At 62.5% G+C, this 14,386-nt stretch carries 14 protein-coding genes and 1 tRNA gene; 13 read left to right on the top strand and 2 right to left on the bottom strand.

Annotation, left to right across the window (positions count from 1 at the left end):
- Positions 1-12 precede the first annotated feature (12 nt).
- From plsX to QTL98_RS11550, 6 genes are all read left to right on the top strand, one after another.
- Entirely contained in the window at positions 13-1,032 is a 1,020-nt protein-coding gene (gene plsX / locus QTL98_RS11575) for a phosphate acyltransferase PlsX (RefSeq protein WP_510637566.1), read from the top strand.
- A gap of 127 nt (positions 1,033-1,159) precedes the next feature.
- The gene (locus QTL98_RS11570) at positions 1,160-2,134 is read left to right on the top strand and encodes a beta-ketoacyl-ACP synthase III (RefSeq protein ID WP_445678637.1); all 975 of its coding nucleotides are present in this window, start codon (positions 1,160-1,162) and stop codon (positions 2,132-2,134) included.
- Positions 2,135-2,332: 198 nt separating this feature from the next.
- Positions 2,333-2,629 (top strand): integration host factor subunit alpha, encoded by a 297-nt coding sequence (locus QTL98_RS11565; protein ID WP_445678636.1) that lies wholly within the window; start codon positions 2,333-2,335, stop codon positions 2,627-2,629.
- Between the two features lie 27 nt (positions 2,630-2,656).
- Positions 2,657-3,118, top strand: coding sequence for a MerR family transcriptional regulator (locus QTL98_RS11560; RefSeq protein ID WP_445678635.1), 462 nt, complete (start codon positions 2,657-2,659; stop codon positions 3,116-3,118).
- A 154-nt stretch (positions 3,119-3,272) separates the two neighbouring features.
- Positions 3,273-3,349: transfer RNA gene (locus QTL98_RS11555), tRNA-Pro, on the top strand.
- 131 nt (positions 3,350-3,480) lie between these two features.
- Complete coding sequence (locus tag QTL98_RS11550; RefSeq protein WP_445678634.1) at positions 3,481-4,470, top strand: lysozyme inhibitor LprI family protein; 990 nt, start codon at positions 3,481-3,483, stop codon at positions 4,468-4,470.
- Between the two features lie 24 nt (positions 4,471-4,494).
- Here the strand turns inward: QTL98_RS11550 and QTL98_RS11545 are convergent, their stop codons facing one another.
- Positions 4,495-4,962 (bottom strand): hypothetical protein, encoded by a 468-nt coding sequence (locus QTL98_RS11545; RefSeq protein WP_445678633.1) that lies wholly within the window; start codon positions 4,960-4,962, stop codon positions 4,495-4,497.
- A gap of 334 nt (positions 4,963-5,296) precedes the next feature.
- Between QTL98_RS11545 and rplM the strand changes: the two genes are divergently transcribed.
- The 4 genes from rplM to QTL98_RS11525 all read left to right on the top strand — a co-directional run bounded on the left by rplM (position 5,297) and on the right by QTL98_RS11525 (position 8,054).
- On the top strand, positions 5,297-5,761 hold the full coding sequence (rplM, locus tag QTL98_RS11540; RefSeq protein ID WP_445678632.1) for a 50S ribosomal protein L13: 465 nt from the start codon (positions 5,297-5,299) through the stop codon (positions 5,759-5,761).
- A gap of 2 nt (positions 5,762-5,763) precedes the next feature.
- On the top strand, positions 5,764-6,243 hold the full coding sequence (gene rpsI, locus QTL98_RS11535; protein ID WP_445678631.1) for a 30S ribosomal protein S9: 480 nt from the start codon (positions 5,764-5,766) through the stop codon (positions 6,241-6,243).
- 209 nt (positions 6,244-6,452) lie between these two features.
- Positions 6,453-7,511 carry an N-acetyl-gamma-glutamyl-phosphate reductase gene (gene argC, locus QTL98_RS11530; RefSeq protein ID WP_445678630.1) on the top strand — a complete coding sequence of 353 codons (1,059 nt, stop codon included), beginning with the start codon at positions 6,453-6,455 and terminating at the stop codon, positions 7,509-7,511.
- Between the two features lie 12 nt (positions 7,512-7,523).
- Positions 7,524-8,054: a gamma carbonic anhydrase family protein gene (locus tag QTL98_RS11525; RefSeq protein WP_445678629.1), complete on the top strand. Its 531-nt coding sequence runs from the start codon at positions 7,524-7,526 to the stop codon at positions 8,052-8,054.
- A gap of 73 nt (positions 8,055-8,127) precedes the next feature.
- Here the strand turns inward: QTL98_RS11525 and QTL98_RS11520 are convergent, their stop codons facing one another.
- Positions 8,128-9,945: a PHA/PHB synthase family protein gene (locus QTL98_RS11520; RefSeq protein ID WP_445678628.1), complete on the bottom strand. Its 1,818-nt coding sequence runs from the start codon at positions 9,943-9,945 to the stop codon at positions 8,128-8,130.
- Positions 9,946-10,231: 286 nt separating this feature from the next.
- Between QTL98_RS11520 and QTL98_RS11515 the strand changes: the two genes are divergently transcribed.
- The 3 genes from QTL98_RS11515 to QTL98_RS11505 all read left to right on the top strand — a co-directional run bounded on the left by QTL98_RS11515 (position 10,232) and on the right by QTL98_RS11505 (position 14,357).
- Positions 10,232-11,581: an OmpA family protein gene (locus QTL98_RS11515; RefSeq protein ID WP_445678627.1), complete on the top strand. Its 1,350-nt coding sequence runs from the start codon at positions 10,232-10,234 to the stop codon at positions 11,579-11,581.
- A gap of 212 nt (positions 11,582-11,793) precedes the next feature.
- Positions 11,794-13,050, top strand: a complete 1,257-nt coding sequence (locus QTL98_RS11510) for an LL-diaminopimelate aminotransferase (RefSeq protein ID WP_445678626.1) — start codon at positions 11,794-11,796, stop codon at positions 13,048-13,050.
- Complete coding sequence (locus QTL98_RS11505; protein WP_510637480.1) at positions 13,047-14,357, top strand: homoserine dehydrogenase; 1,311 nt, start codon at positions 13,047-13,049, stop codon at positions 14,355-14,357. Before QTL98_RS11510 ends, QTL98_RS11505 begins: the two co-directional genes overlap by 4 nt.
- Positions 14,358-14,386: the final 29 nt, after the last annotated feature.

The following is a 14,386-nucleotide window of genomic DNA, read 5'->3' as shown; positions in this document are numbered from 1 at the left end:
GCGCTCGACGTGATGGGCGGGGACCACGCACCTGTTTCCGTGTTGCGCGGCGCCGAGGCCGTGCTCAAGCGCCGTGCGGATGTGCAGTTCCTGCTGTTTGGCGACGAAGCCGTGATGGCGCCGGAGCTGAAGCACTGCAAGCGGCTGGCCGCTACGGCCCGCATTCGCCACACCAGCGAGCGTGTGCTGAACGAAGACAAGCCTTCGGTGGCTCTCAGGGCCCGTCGCGGCTCGTCCATGCGCCTTGCCATCAATGCGGTGGCCGATGGCGAGGCCCAGTGCGTCGTTTCGGCCGGCAATACCGGCGCCTTGATGGCGATGGCCAAATTTGCGCTAAAGACTCTTCCGGGCATCGAACGCCCGGCGCTCGCCTCCATGATGCCGACGACGGATGGCAGTGGCGTCGTCATGCTGGATCTCGGCGCCAATGTGGAATGCGACGCCGAAAATCTGGTCCAGTTCGCTCTGATGGGGACCGTCTACGCCCGTATCCTGCTTGGCAAGAAGAGCCCGCGCGTTGCCGTGCTCAATATCGGCGCCGAGGAACTCAAGGGCCATGAAAGCCTGCGCGAGGCGGCAACCCGCCTGCGCCAGATCGAGTTTCATGGTTCTTTTGACGGGTTTATTGAAGGCGACCGTATCCTGGCCGGCGAAGCCGATGTCGTGGTGACGGACGGTTTTACCGGCAATGTTACGCTAAAGACCATCGAGGGGACTGCACGGTCGCTTGGGAAGATTGCCGTTACGGCGATCAAACGCTCCCTCCTGGCAAAGATCGGCATGGTCTTCGCGCTGCCGGCGCTGCTGGAGTTGCGCAAGAAGCTCGATCCCAAGCGTTACAATGGTGCGATGATGCTGGGGCTGCGCAGCCCCTGCGTCAAAAGCCACGGCAGTGCCGACGCTGTCAGCTTTGCCCACGCGATTGAGGCGGGGATCAAGCTGGTGGAAGAGAACGTGACCCGCCGCATTGCCGAGGAAATCCAGCGGGGTGCAACGGCCGAGCCGGCCGCCGCAAATGCGGCCGGGCTTTGATGCCTCCCAGATTGACGCTTTTGTTACCGGGAAGTACGGTCGCGCGCTCCAGCCGGCACTGATGCCGGTCCGAGGGGGCTGACCGGTCCCTTTCCTTATCCGTGTCCACAGCCAGAAAAGAGCCCCCATGATTGCTCGCTCCCTGATCGCCGGTTGCGGCGCTTCGCTGCCGCCGCGGGTCGTGACCAATGATGATCTGGCCAAGACCGTCGAGACCAATGACGAGTGGATCACGCGGCGCACGGGTATCCGCCAGCGCCATATCGCGGATGAGGGGATGCTGACGTCGCATCTGGCGACCGAGGCAGCGCAGGCTGCGCTGAAGGATGCGGCGGAGCGTAGCGGTGTTGCGCCGGAGGATATCGGCTTCGTTATTGTGGCAACCACCACGCCGGACAACATCTTCCCGGCGACTGCGGTGCGGGTGCAGGCCGCCCTTGGCGTGGGCGGTTTTGCCTTTGACGTCCAGGCGGTGTGCAGCGGTTTTGTCTATGCGCTCTCGATTGCCGACAATTTCATCAAGAACGGGCAGGCCAAGGCTGGCCTCGTCATCGGCGCCGACACGCTCTCGCGCATTGTCGACTGGCAGGATCGCGGCACTTGCGTGCTGTTTGCCGACGGGGCCGGTGCGGTGGTGCTGAGCGCGACGGACAAGGATAATCCGCGCGGTATCCTGTCGACCCATCTCTACAGCGATGGGTCGTTTTATGATCTGCTTTATGTCGATGGCGGCCCATCCTCGACGGAAAGCTCGGGTAAAATCCGCATGAACGGCCGCGAGGTCTATCGCCATGCCGTGCAGCGCATGAGCGAAGTCACGCAGGAAGCCCTTGAGAAGAACGGCATGACGCCCGCCGAGCTCGACTGGCTGGTTCCGCATCAGGCCAACCTGCGCATCATGGAAGCGTGTGCGGAGCGTCTGTCCTTCCCGATCGAGAAGGTGGCAACCGCCGTTACCCATCACGCCAATACCTCGGCCGCCACCATTCCGCTGGCGCTTGCCGAGATGGCTTCGGATGGCCGCCTCAAGGAAGGCGACATGGTCATCGCCCCGGCTCTGGGTGGTGGCCTGACCTGGGGCGCAGCAGCCTTTCGCTGGTAGGATATAATACCAGTCAAAATGGGCTGTTAAGCCGGATACTCCACCGTGATTATTAAAATCTACGGTCAAGGTGTTGTTTTCTATGCATTTGAATTGACGCTGCTTGCGACTCGTGTTTACCGTGTGCGCTTGAATGCTGAGGCGTGCCCGGTTTCTGTCCGGTTTCCTTAAGATCGAACACCCAGATCGGAGGCTGTGATGAGCGAGTCCACCGTCACCCGTGCCCAATTGACTGAAGCGGTTTATCAAGAAGTCGGTCTTTCCCGGAACGAGTCCGCGCAACTCGTTGAATCTGTTCTGGAAGAGATCTCCGGCGCGCTGGTTCGCGGCGAAGCGGTAAAGATTTCGTCTTTCGGCAGCTTTGCTATCCGCGAGAAGGGCGAGCGTATTGGCCGCAACCCGAAAACGGGTGAGGAAGTGCCGATCCTGCCGCGCAAGGTGCTGGTGTTCCGCGCCTCTCATGTGCTCAAGGAAAAAATAAACGAAAGCGCCTAAGGCGTTATAATTCCACAGAGATGAGAGATGACGTTGTTTGATCAGCTGGGGGCAGGAGGGGCTGAGCATTCCGGTCGGGAGACGACCGGGAAGTCTCAGGAGGCATTTCGCACCATCAGCGAAGTCTCTGAAATCCTTGATGTTCCCCAGCATGTATTACGTTTCTGGGAAACCAAGTTTTCCCAGGTTAAGCCGCTGAAGCGCGGCGGCGGGCGGCGTTATTACCGGCCGGAAGACATCGAGATCCTGCGGGCGATCCGCAAGCTGCTGCATATGGATGGCTACACCATCAAGGGTGTGCAGAAGCTGATGCGGGAGGCGCGGGGCGCCGCCGATATCATCGCCGTTGCCGAGAATGGTACTGCACTGGCCGTGCTTGAAGCGCAGGAGGATGAGCCCGTCCTGTCGTCGGCGCCGGTTGCCGGGGACGGTGTCAAGGCGTTGCTGGATGAGCTCATTTCGATAAGAGCTTTGATTCCAACGGAATAATTCAAATCTGGGCATTGTTTTGACGCGCTGTAAAAATCTTGCAGCAGACGCATTGCAATGCCTGCGGCCTTGTGTTTATAGTCCGCCCCGCCGAAGGAACCCCGGTTCCTTGACGTGCCGCCATCGCGCAGCGATGGGACAGGCGGGCATCGGTCGGAGCGTAGCGCAGCCTGGTAGCGCATCACACTGGGGGTGTGGGGGCCGTGGGTTCGAATCCCGCCGCTCCGACCATTTTCTGAATTCTCCTTAAAAACGAAACGCCTTGCCGTGAAGGTGAGGGCGGCATGTAGTTCACCGTAGCCGTTAACCGGTTGTTCCGGCTATGCTTTGGCATGGATTGGAACCAGAGGGCTGTAGGCTGCATGCGCACGCGTTTGCTCGGTATCGCCCTGGGGGGCCTTGTCGCAGCCATGTTGCCGGCTGCGGTCGCTTGTGCGCAGGAGAAGGCAGCCGGTCCGGCAACGCCACAGGGCGCCCATGAACCTGCGTCGGCCACACCGGCAACCGGAACCATGGCGGAGCCGGCCACGCCGCCGGGGCCGGACTTCGAGTTTGTTGAACTGCCGGATTGTGATCATCCGGCCGGCGATGTGGAAGCGGCCATCTGCAACAGCCGGGAATCACGCGGCCTGTTTGAGAACGTGGCGCGCAAATACCGCGAGTTGATTGCCGAATATAGCCCGCCAGACCAGAAGCCCGTCCGCGATGCCCAGATCGCCTGGTACCGCGAGATGGCGGAAAAATGCGTGCGGCCAATGTACTGGCAGTCGCAGTCCAATCTGGTCGACAATGTCGCCACGGCCCTGCGGGCGGACTGCGCTTATCAATATGCCCAGCGGCGGCAGGGTGAACTTGATTTTGAAAGCCGGCGCATGTTGCCGCCGGTGCCGATGGTCCTGAACGAGGATCAGCCCGGATGGGGCGACCGGCTCCGCATCGCCAGCAACTGGGATGATCAGCCGATGGCCGACCCGCTCATCCTGGAGCGCGATCCGGTCTTTGGCTACAAGCGGCCCTTCGATAAGCCGCCGGACTTCAAGGATCCGCGAGCGACGCTGGAGGCGATGGGCCAGAAGCGTGACACCATCGCCAAGGCAACCCATCTGACGGCCAACTGGGGGCCGGCGGGTGCGACGGCGCTTGATGAGATGATGAACGGGTACCGCGCCTGCATCCTTGCGATGCAGAACGTCGCGCGAACACGGGGGCCCGCCTATAATCCGGACTATGCGCGCTCGCAGTGGCTTGCGTGCGCCAATGGCGTTGCCGAGGCAATCCGGATTGCCGAGCCGTACCAGCAGGCAGCGGCCAAGGCGCCGCCGCCGCCGCCGGGCAGCCCGGCGCCCCAATAGATCATTGGCGTAGCTGCCTGCCCCTCAGCAGTGCACACCGGCTCGCAGCTGGCGTCGCTGCAAATCCGCGGCAATCTGAACGGCGAGTTCGGCAAGCTGATGCCGCACGGCTGTCTTTTTGATTCGTGAGAAGGCGCCCAGCAGCAGACGGCTTTCTGACCTGCCCAGTTCCGTCGCTGTTGGCCGGGCCGGCGGTGGCGGCATCGCCACCGGTCCGATCAGATCTTCAGCGCTCTGCCCGTAGAGGCAGGACATGCGCAGCAGTGTTTCGGCGCTGAGCCGCAATTTGCCGCGCTCTATTTGCCGAAGGTTGTCTGCGGAGAGGGTGAGGGCCTGCGCTGCCTTGGTGGTATCAATGCCACGCAGCAGGCGGGCAAGCCGCGCGCGGCGGGCAATCTGCAGATCCGCACGGTGCCAGTAGGCCCGCTTTTCCTCACGGGTATAGTCTTGCCACAGCTTTGGATTGTTGATTTTTGGAGTGTCGTTTCGCATCGGATCATTTCCTCAGCAACGAGTATGCAAAATAGATATTATCTTAAAATATACGCTATTTAAAGTGCGCTCGCCTGTCGCATTGCAGGCCGTCCGAAGATTGCAAAAGGCAAAGAGCGGCTGTTCGTTCAGTCGGCAGTGGGTTATCAGTCTGAAACGCGCAAGAACCGGCGCGTTCCGGGTGCGGTATTATAATACCGACGCCCTGAAAGCTTGAAAACTGCGCCTTGACAAGGCTGTGGCAGCACCATAAAAGCGCGCCACTGTCGCCTGAGACGCTCGCTCCGGAAACGGGGCAGGGCGGTCGGGCACGAGAAAGTTTACTGGAGCCATTATGAAGACCTATTCGGCCAAGCCGTCCGAGGTCGAAGCCAAGTGGTACGTCATTGACGCCAAGGGTGTCGTGCTCGGCCGTCTGGCAACGATCATCGCCAACCGTCTGCGTGGCAAGCACAAGGCCATGTTCACCCCGCACATCGATACCGGCGATTTCATCGTCGTTATCAATGCTGACAAGGTGCACCTGACCGGCAACAAGCTCGTGGACAAGAAGTTCTACTGGCACACCGGTTACCCGGGCGGCATCAAGGACCGGACCATGGAGCAGCTGCTCGCCGGTCGTCGTCCGCAGGCCGTGGTCGAGAACGCCGTTCGCCGCATGATGCCGAAGAACGCGCTCGCCCGCCACATGCTCAAGAAGCTGAAGGTTTATGCCGGTGAAGAGCACCCGCATGAGGCCCAGCAGCCCGAGGTGCTTGATGTCGCCTCGATGAATGCGAAGAACAAGAGGGTCGCCTGATCATGACCGAGACCACCACTGTCACGGATCTGAAGGATCTGGGCGCCGCGACCGCCGTTTCCGAAGCCGCTCTCAGCGAGCCGAAGATCGACGCACAGGGCCGTGCCTATGGCACCGGCCGTCGTAAGGACGCCGTGGCCCGCGTGTGGATCAAGCCGGGCTCCGGCAAGATCACCATCAACGGCAAGGACCAGATCGTTTATTTCGGTCGCCCGGTTCTGCGCATGCTGCTCGAGCAGCCGTTCGAGATCGTGAGCCGCGAGAACCAGTTCGACGTCGTCGCCACCGTCAAGGGCGGCGGTCTGTCGGGCCAGGCCGGTGCGCTGCGCCACGGCATCAGCCGTGCGCTGAACAACTACGAGCCGGCTCTGCACACCGCGCTCAAGAAGGCCGGTCTGCTGACCCGCGACGACCGTACGGTCGAGCGTAAGAAGTACGGCCGGGCCAAGGCTCGTCGCAGCTTCCAGTTCTCCAAGCGCTAAGCTTCGGCAGAGCTGCTGTACAGCGTGGGAAAAGGGGTACCTTCGGGTGCCCCTTTTTCTTTTGTGCTTTCCTGCAAGGCTGCCATTCCGGGGCAGGGCCTGTTTCTGTGACCAGCGCGCTGGAAACCACCGACCAGCCGGGTTAACACTGCCTGCAACGGTCGGAGCCGCATGGGGCGGCCACCAGTATCACTGGATGAAGCGGGAAGATGGACGACAAGGCGCAAAAGATCAGGGTCGGTGTTCTGGGAGCCAGTGGCTATACCGGGGCCGAACTGCTGCGACTTCTGCATCTGCACCCGAACGTCACCGTGGCCGCACTGACGGCGGACCGCCATGCCGGCAAGCCGCTGTCGGACGTGTTTCCGCAGTTCTACGGCGTTGACCTGCCCACGATGGTTGCCATCGACGCGGTGGATTTCTCCGCGCTTGATGCGGTTTTTTGCTGCCTGCCGCACGGCACCACCCAGCAGGTGATCAAACGTATCCGCACCGACTATCCCAAGGTCCGGGTTTTTGACCTGTCGGCGGACTTCCGTCTGGCGGATGTCGAGACTTACGCCAAATGGTATGGCGAGCATCAGGCGCCCGAACTGCAGCCCGAAACGGTCTATGGCCTTGTAGAAGCGCACCGGGAGAAGATCAGGGGCGCCATGCTGGTGGCGGTGCCCGGCTGTTACCCGACCTCCGCACAGCTGCCGCTGATCCCGCTGCTGAAAGCCGGTCTGATCGAGGCGGATGACATCATCGTCGATGCCAAGTCCGGTGTCAGCGGTGCCGGCCGCTCCGCAAAAGAAGCCTCGCTCTTTACCGAGGTGGCCGAAGGTATCCATGCCTATGGCGTTGCCAACCATCGCCACCGGCCGGAGATCGAGCAGGGGCTCGGCTGGGCTGCGGGCCGCAAGGTCACCATCAGCTTTACGCCGCATCTGATGCCGATGAGCCGGGGTATTCTCTCCACCATCTATGTGAAGGCGAAGGCCGGTGTCGACGCCGCCATCCTTCACGCCTGCCTTGCAGAAGCCTATGGCAAGGAGCCGTTCATTCGCCTGCTGCCGCTCGGTGAAGCACCGCAGACGCGCCATGTGCGGGGAACCAACCAGCTGCGCATCGGCGTGTTCGCCGACACCATTCCCGGCCGCGTGATTATTTTCGGCGCCGAGGACAACCTGACCAAGGGCGCGAGCGGCCAGGCGCTGCAGTGCTTCAACGTCGCCTATGGCCTGCCGGAGAGCACTGCGCTTTCCGGTATCGGCATGTTCCCCTGAGGTCAAAGCATCATGGCAGCCATCATTCAGGCCTTCGGCGAGGCTTATCCGGAAATCGCCGGCGATGTGTTTGTTGCCGATGGCGCTGCCGTCATCGGTGACGTCAGCATTGGTGCTGAAAGCAGCATCTGGTTCGGCGCCATCCTGCGCGGTGACGTCAACTACATCCGCATCGGTGCCCGTACCAACATCCAGGATGGCACCATCATCCATGTGACCACCCACGGCAATCCGACGCTGATCGGCGACGAGGTGACGGTTGGCCACGGGGCCGTGCTGCATGCCTGCACGCTGGAAGACCGCTGCTTTGTCGGCATGCGGGCCTGCCTGCTGGATGGTGTGGTGGTGGAAGAGGGCGGCATGGTTGCCGCGGGCGCGCTGGTAACCGAGAACAAGCGTGTGAAGCGCGGCGAGCTCTGGGCCGGTGTGCCGGCAAAGCCGATGCGCAATCTGAGCGAGGAGGAGATCGCCGCCATCGGCAAGTCGGCGACCCACTATGCGAAGATCGCCCACGCCTATCGCGGCGGCCCGGCCTATCCCTGAAAAGCAGGCACGACTGCGTAAATAAAAAAAGCCCTGCCGAAACCGGCAGGGCTTTTTTCTTCCAGAAGGTGCTTCAGGTGGATTTCACCAGCACATAGCTGCCGGGGGCAGCTTCCAGCGCCGGCAGGCCGCCATCGCCGGGAACACGGGCCGGGACCTTGGTGCCACCATACTTGGAAAGCCACTTGGCCCATTCCGGCCACCAGGAGCCTTCGGCATAGGTGGCGCTGTCATACCAGGCGTCCGGGTCCTTGATCTTCTTGGTGTTGGTCCAGTAGCCGTATTTGTTGGCTGCCGGCGGATTGATGACGCCGGCAATATGGCCGGAGCCGGCGAGCACGAATTTCATCGTACCGCTGTAGGTCTGGGTGGCGGCGAAGGTGGATTTCCACGGGGCGATGTGGTCTTCGCGGGTGGAAATCTGGAAGGTCGGTACGTCGATGGTGCTGAGGTCGATGGCGACACCGCCCACTTCCACGCCGCCCGGCTGGATCAGCTTGTTCTCCAGATAGAGCTTGCGCAGGTACCAGGAGTGCATGGCGCAGGGCATGCGCGTGGCATCGCCATTCCAGTACAGCAGGTCGAAGGGGAAGGGGTCCTTGCCGAGCAGGTAGTTGTTGACGACGAAGGACCAGATCAGGTCGTTGGCGCGCAGACTGTTGAAGGTTGCGGCCATGGTGCGGCCGTCGAGATAACCAAGCTCCTGCATCTCTGTCTCGAGCCGGGTGATCTGCTCGTCATCGGTAAAGATCTTGAGCTCACCCGCATCCTCGAAATCGATGAGCGTGGTGAAGTAGGTCGCCGACTTGATACGGGCATCGCCCTTGGCCTTCATCCAGGCAAGCGTGGTCGCCAGCAGCGTCCCGCCGATGCAGTAGCCGATGGCGTTGACGTCCTTTTCGCCCGTTGCCTTTTCAATGGCGTCGATCGCGGCCAGCGGGCCGCCGGTCATGTATTCGGTAAAGCCCTTGTTGCGATATTCCGCCGTCGGGTTGACCCAGGAGACGACGAACACCGTCAGGCCCTGGTCGACCGCCCATTTGATGAAGGAGTTCTGCGGCTTGAGATCGAGGATATAGAACTTGTTGATCCAGGGCGGAACGATGAGGAGCGGGCGCCTGTAGACCGTCTCCGTCGTCGGCTCATACTGGATGAGCTGCATCATCTCGTTCTGGAACACGACCTTGCCCGGCGTGACGGCAATGTTCTTGCCGACCTCGAAGGCCGTCTCATCGGTTTGCGAGATGCGCAGATCGCCGCCGCCACGCTCGATATCCTTGAGCAGGTTCTCAAGGCCCTTCACAAGGTTCTCGCCCTTGCTGTCGATGGTGGTACGCAGCACTTCCGGATTGGTCATCACGAAATTGCTGGGGGAGAGTGCCTCGACGAACTGGCGGGCGATGAAATCGACCTTCTGCTTGTCGGTCTTGTTCAGCCCGTCGATCTCGCCGACCGTGTGCTGGATAAAGCGGCTGGAGAGCAGGTAGGATTGCTTGATGAAATCGAACACGAGGCTGCTGTTCCACGCCTCGTCCTTGAAGCGGCGGTCGCCGCGCGGCGTCTCGATGACCGGCTTGCTTTCCATGCCCATCATGCGCTGCGCGGTTTGCTGCCAGAGCGACATATAGCTCTGCCAGAGCTCCATCTGCTTCTGCATCAGCTTGGCCGGATCGCTGAACAGCAGAACCATTGCCTCCATCATTGCCTTGCCCGAGTTGATCGGATCAAGGTTTTCAGCGAACTCGCCCTTGTGCCGGCCCATGAACTCCAGCATCACCTTCTGGCTGCGTTCGGCCAGTTGGGTCATGCGCTGCGCCATTTCCGCGGGATCGGCGGCAGGCGTCTGGGCGTTGGAGTCCGCAGCAGGTTTTCCGGCTTTGGAGGCTGTCATCAATTCTCTCCCGAAGACGTTGATATCGCCACTTTCCGGCGCCTTGAGGCCAGCGCTCTCATTATTTGCTGCCGGGCAATCTGCGCCGGCTGGCAGTGTCGCTCTGCGGCATCAGGCCCTAGGCTATTGAGCCAGCGCTGAAATTCGTAGAGGATCGCGCGGAACGGCCCGTCCGCGGGTAAAAGGATGGCAGAGGCCGCGCCGGTCTCGCAACTGCAAAACACCAGTAACTGTTGCGGTGCCGCCTCCAGGGTGGCAGCCAGCGGTGGACGAAACCGGAAACGCTATGAAATCAAAGAACCGCGAGTTCGGCATGAACAAGAAACAAGGCGTCCTGTTGCACCGCAGTATGATGGGGCTGCTGCTGTCCGTCTCCAGCCTGGCGCTCGGCGCCTGCGGCACGATGGGCAGCGCGTGGGATGACGCGACCTCGGTGTTTTCCTCCAGCGCGCCTTATGCCGGCGACATCAAGCCGACCGTCAGCGGGGCGCCGGCCGAAGGACAGCCTGCCGACAAGACCGCGAAGGCCGAGCCGGCACCGCCGCCCGCCGTGCCGGCAACGCCGGTGGCTGAAGAGCAGGTTGCTGCTGCTCCGGCCCCGCAGCCGGAAGTGGCTGCTGCTGCCCCCGAACCTGTGCCTGCCATGCCGGCACAGCCTGAGCCTGCTGCTGAGCCGCAGGTCGCGGCGGCTGAACCGGCGCCGGCTCCTGCACCGGCAGCGGATGCAGCCCCTGCGGTTCCGGCCCCCGCGGTTCCGGCCTATGTGCCGGACAATCTGCGTTATCTGAATGGCTCCGGCAGCGCGACTTCCGCGGCTGAAGCGGCGGCCTCGCAGCCTTATCCCAACCTCGCTGAGGTGCCGCCGCGCCCGGCGCCCGGGCCGACCGCTGCCCAGCAGCAGCAGGAAATTGCGCAGATGCAGTCGGGCGCGGCAACGACGGCTTCCCAGCCTGTCGGCGCCGTCATGCCGGCTGAACCTGCCGCTCCGGCTGCCCCGCAGGCGACGCCCATGCCGGTGATGCCGGAAATCCCGGCTCTGGCCGGTGCGATGCCGGTGGCTGCGACGTCCGCCACCCCGGTGGCCGCAAGCCCTGTCGAGCCGATGCCAGCCGGTGCTGCACCGGCCCCGGTTGCTGAAAGCGCTCCGGCGAGCGTGGCTGACGTTTATCAGCGCGCCCTGAACCAGCGGTATCAACCCGGTATGGCGCCGGTACCGCCGCGGGTCGATCCGTTGCTGCCGCCGTCCGCTACAGCAACGCCGGCGCCGATGGCCGCAATGCCGGCCCCGGCCACTGCAACGGTCATGGGACCGGCGGCCCTGCAGGTCTATTTCGGCAATGGTGGCAGCAAGCTGGCTGCCGGCGACCTTTCCCGCCTCAGCCAGTTGGCGGAGAAGCAGAAGATCGCCGTCGCCCGGGTGAAGGTGACCGGCTATTCCTCGGCTGACGGGGCCGGCGATGCCGTCACCCGCGCCGTGCGCAGCCTGCAACTCGCGACCGACCGCGCCAATGCCGTTGCCAAACAGCTGGTGGTCTTTGGTGTCGACCCGACGATGATCGAGGTTGAGGCCGCGACCCTGCCAGCCGGCACCGCCAGCAAGGACGGGCGGCGCGCCGACATCGCCCTCAGTCAGTAAAACCGGTTGCCAGTATCCAGGGGAGGGCGGCCGGCATGATAACCGGCCGCCCTTTCGCATGTTTTGCCAAACCACTATGGCCACAGGGCAAGATTGCAACAATCTGCACGGCCTTGAGGCAAATAATCCCTCGCATCCGCCCGGCGGGGACGCTAGAACGGGCGCGGCCCTGCCCATGAGGGGCACGGGTTTCCTTTCCAACGGGGTTCGAAATGCAAGAGGACTTTTACCGGATCAAGCGCCTGCCGCCTTACGTGTTCGCGGAAGTGAACGCCATGAAGGCCCGAGCTCGCGCCGCCGGTGAAGACATCATTGATTTCGGCATGGGCAACCCCGATCAGCCGACCCCGCAGCACATCGTCGACAAGCTCGTCGAGGCCGTGCAGGACCCGCGCACCCACCGTTATTCCAACTCGCGCGGCATTCCCGGCCTGCGCCGGGCCATTGCCGGCTATTACAAGCGCCGGTTCGATGTCGATCTCGACCCGGAGACGGAAGCGATTGCCACGCTTGGTTCCAAGGAAGGCCTTGCCAACCTTGCGCAGGCGATCACCAGCCCGGGTGATGTCATCCTGGTGCCGAACCCGGCCTATCCGATCCACCAGTTCGGTTTCATCATCGCCGGCGCGGCTATCCGCTCGCTGACGGCAAAGCCGGGCCCGGAATTCCTCGCCCAGCTCGACCGTGCTGTGCGCGTGTCGGTTCCGCGCCCGTTGGCGCTGGTGCTGAGCTATCCGAACAATCCGACGGGTGAGGTAGTCGATCTCGCCTTCTACCGGCAGATCGTTGAATACTGCCTTGAGAACAAGATCTGGATCCTCTCCGACATCGCCTATTCGGAGATCTATTTCACCGACAATCCGCCGCCCTCGATCCTGCAGATCCCCGAGGCGCGCGAGATCGCAGTGGAATTCACCTCGCTCAGCAAGACCTACAATATGCCGGGCTGGCGCATGGGCTTTGCCTGCGGCAACCGCAAGCTCATCTCTGCGCTTGCCCGCATGAAGTCCTACGTCGATTACGGCGCCTTCACCCCCATCCAGGTGGCGGCCACGGCAGCGCTCAACGGCCCGCAGGATTGCGTCGATGAAATCCGCGCCATGTACAAGGCTCGCCGCGATCTGCTGTGCGAAGGGCTGAATGCCGCCGGGTGGGAAGTCACCCCGCCGGAAGCCAGCATGTTTGTCTGGGCCAAAATCCCGCCGGTCTTCAAGGATATGGGCTCGATCGAATTCTCCAAGCTGCTGCTCAAGGAGGCCGCTGTTGCGGTGGCTCCGGGCCTCGGCTTTGGTGAATATGGCGATGACCATGTCCGCTTCGGCCTTGTCGAAAACCTGCATCGAACCCGCCAGGCGGTGAGGAATATCAAGCAGTTCCTTGCCGCCCATGGTGTGAATGCTGCCCAGCGTCCGTCTCAGCCCGCCGAGGCTGAGGGGGACAGGAAAAAAGGTTCGAAAAAGAAGGTTTGAGTGCCGTGAGCGGAGATCCTCTTAAAGTCGCTATTGCTGGTCTGGGCACGGTTGGTGCCGGTGTTGTCGATATCCTGCAGAAGCAGGCCGGGCTGCTTGCAGCCCGTGCCGGCCGCCCGATAGAGCTGGTGGCCGTTTCCGCCCGCCGGCGCGATGCCAGCCGGCCGGTCGATGTTTCTTCCTATCGCTGGTTTGACGATGCCGCCGAGATGGCGGTAGCCGATGGCATCGACGTTGTTGTCGAGCTGATCGGCGGTTCTGAAGGCATCGCGCGCAAGACGGCCATGGCCGCCCTTGGCGCCGGCCGTCATCTGGTAACCGCCAACAAGGCACTGCTGGCCATCCATGGCAGCGAAATTGCCGCTACGGCCGAAAAGACTGATCTTGCGGTTGCCTATGAGGCTGCGGTTGCTGGCGGCATTCCGGTGATCAAGGGGCTGCGCGAGGGGCTTTCGGCCAACAACATCGTTGCCATCGAGGGCATCCTCAACGGCACCTGCAATTATATCCTGACCCAGATGCGCCTCACGGGCCGCGATTTCGCCGACGTGCTGGCCGATGCCCAGGCGCTGGGATATGCCGAGGCCGATCCGAGCTTTGACGTGGACGGCATCGATGCTGCGCACAAGCTGACAGTGCTGGCCTCTGCCGCCTTTGGCTGCCCGGTTGATTTCGACAGCGTGCATGTCGAGGGTATTCGCAACATCACCGCGCTCGATATCGAGTTTGCCGCCGAGCTTGGGTACCGCATCAAGCTGCTAGGGATCGCCCGGCTGGTGGATGGCGCCATCGAGCGCCGTGTGCACCCGTGCATGATCCCGCTCGATCATCCGCTGGCGATGGTGGAAGACGCCTTCAACGCCGTTACCGTGCTGGGTGATGCTGTCGACAAGGTGACTTTCATCGGCCGCGGCGCCGGGGCAGGGCCGACGGCCTCTGCTGTGGTCGCAGACCTTGTGGATGTTGCCCGTGGCCGTACCACGCCGACCTTTACGCTGCCGCAAGCGGAACTCCGCAACCTGCCAGTCGTTCCAATGGACAGGCATCGCGGCGAATACTATGTCCGCCTGACGGTGCTCGATCAGCCGGGTGTCATCGCCCATATTGGTGCCGCAATGCGGGACGAGGCAGTATCTATCTCTCGCCTCAGCCAGCATGGACGTGGCACGGCAGCCAATCGTAACGTATCGGTGGTATTTACAACTCACGAGACGGATGAAGCGGCCATGAACCGCGTGTTGGCGCGCATCGAGGCGCACCCGGCCGTGGTGGCAAAGCCAAGCGTCATCCGGATCGAAGCGATTTAAGCAAGGGGGCAAGGCGGTTGCCGGTCCGG

This window comes from Radicibacter daui, from assembly GCA_030657355.1.
GTDB classification, from domain to species: domain Bacteria; phylum Pseudomonadota; class Alphaproteobacteria; order Radicibacterales; family Radicibacteraceae; genus Radicibacter; species Radicibacter daui.
This window is presented reverse-complemented; position numbering and strand designations above follow the sequence as displayed.

What these genes read in the sequence shown, in the direction of transcription:
- plsX (WP_510637566.1), top strand. Translation starts at nt 13, where the DNA reads ATGGGCGGGGACCACGCACCTGTTTCCGTGTTGCGCGGCGCCGAGGCC.
- QTL98_RS11515 (WP_445678627.1), top strand. Translation starts at nt 10,232, where the DNA reads ATGAAATCAAAGAACCGCGAGTTCGGCATGAACAAGAAACAAGGCGTC.
- QTL98_RS11565 (WP_445678636.1), top strand. Translation starts at nt 2,333, where the DNA reads ATGAGCGAGTCCACCGTCACCCGTGCCCAATTGACTGAAGCGGTTTAT.
- QTL98_RS11545 (WP_445678633.1), bottom strand. Translation starts at nt 4,962, where the DNA reads ATGCGAAACGACACTCCAAAAATCAACAATCCAAAGCTGTGGCAAGAC.
- QTL98_RS11510 (WP_445678626.1), top strand. Translation starts at nt 11,794, where the DNA reads ATGCAAGAGGACTTTTACCGGATCAAGCGCCTGCCGCCTTACGTGTTC.
- QTL98_RS11550 (WP_445678634.1), top strand. Translation starts at nt 3,481, where the DNA reads ATGCGCACGCGTTTGCTCGGTATCGCCCTGGGGGGCCTTGTCGCAGCC.
- argC (WP_445678630.1), top strand. Translation starts at nt 6,453, where the DNA reads ATGGACGACAAGGCGCAAAAGATCAGGGTCGGTGTTCTGGGAGCCAGT.
- rpsI (WP_445678631.1), top strand. Translation starts at nt 5,764, where the DNA reads ATGACCGAGACCACCACTGTCACGGATCTGAAGGATCTGGGCGCCGCG.
- QTL98_RS11520 (WP_445678628.1), bottom strand. Translation starts at nt 9,945, where the DNA reads ATGACAGCCTCCAAAGCCGGAAAACCTGCTGCGGACTCCAACGCCCAG.
- rplM (WP_445678632.1), top strand. Translation starts at nt 5,297, where the DNA reads ATGAAGACCTATTCGGCCAAGCCGTCCGAGGTCGAAGCCAAGTGGTAC.
- QTL98_RS11560 (WP_445678635.1), top strand. Translation starts at nt 2,657, where the DNA reads ATGACGTTGTTTGATCAGCTGGGGGCAGGAGGGGCTGAGCATTCCGGT.
- QTL98_RS11525 (WP_445678629.1), top strand. Translation starts at nt 7,524, where the DNA reads ATGGCAGCCATCATTCAGGCCTTCGGCGAGGCTTATCCGGAAATCGCC.
- QTL98_RS11570 (WP_445678637.1), top strand. Translation starts at nt 1,160, where the DNA reads ATGATTGCTCGCTCCCTGATCGCCGGTTGCGGCGCTTCGCTGCCGCCG.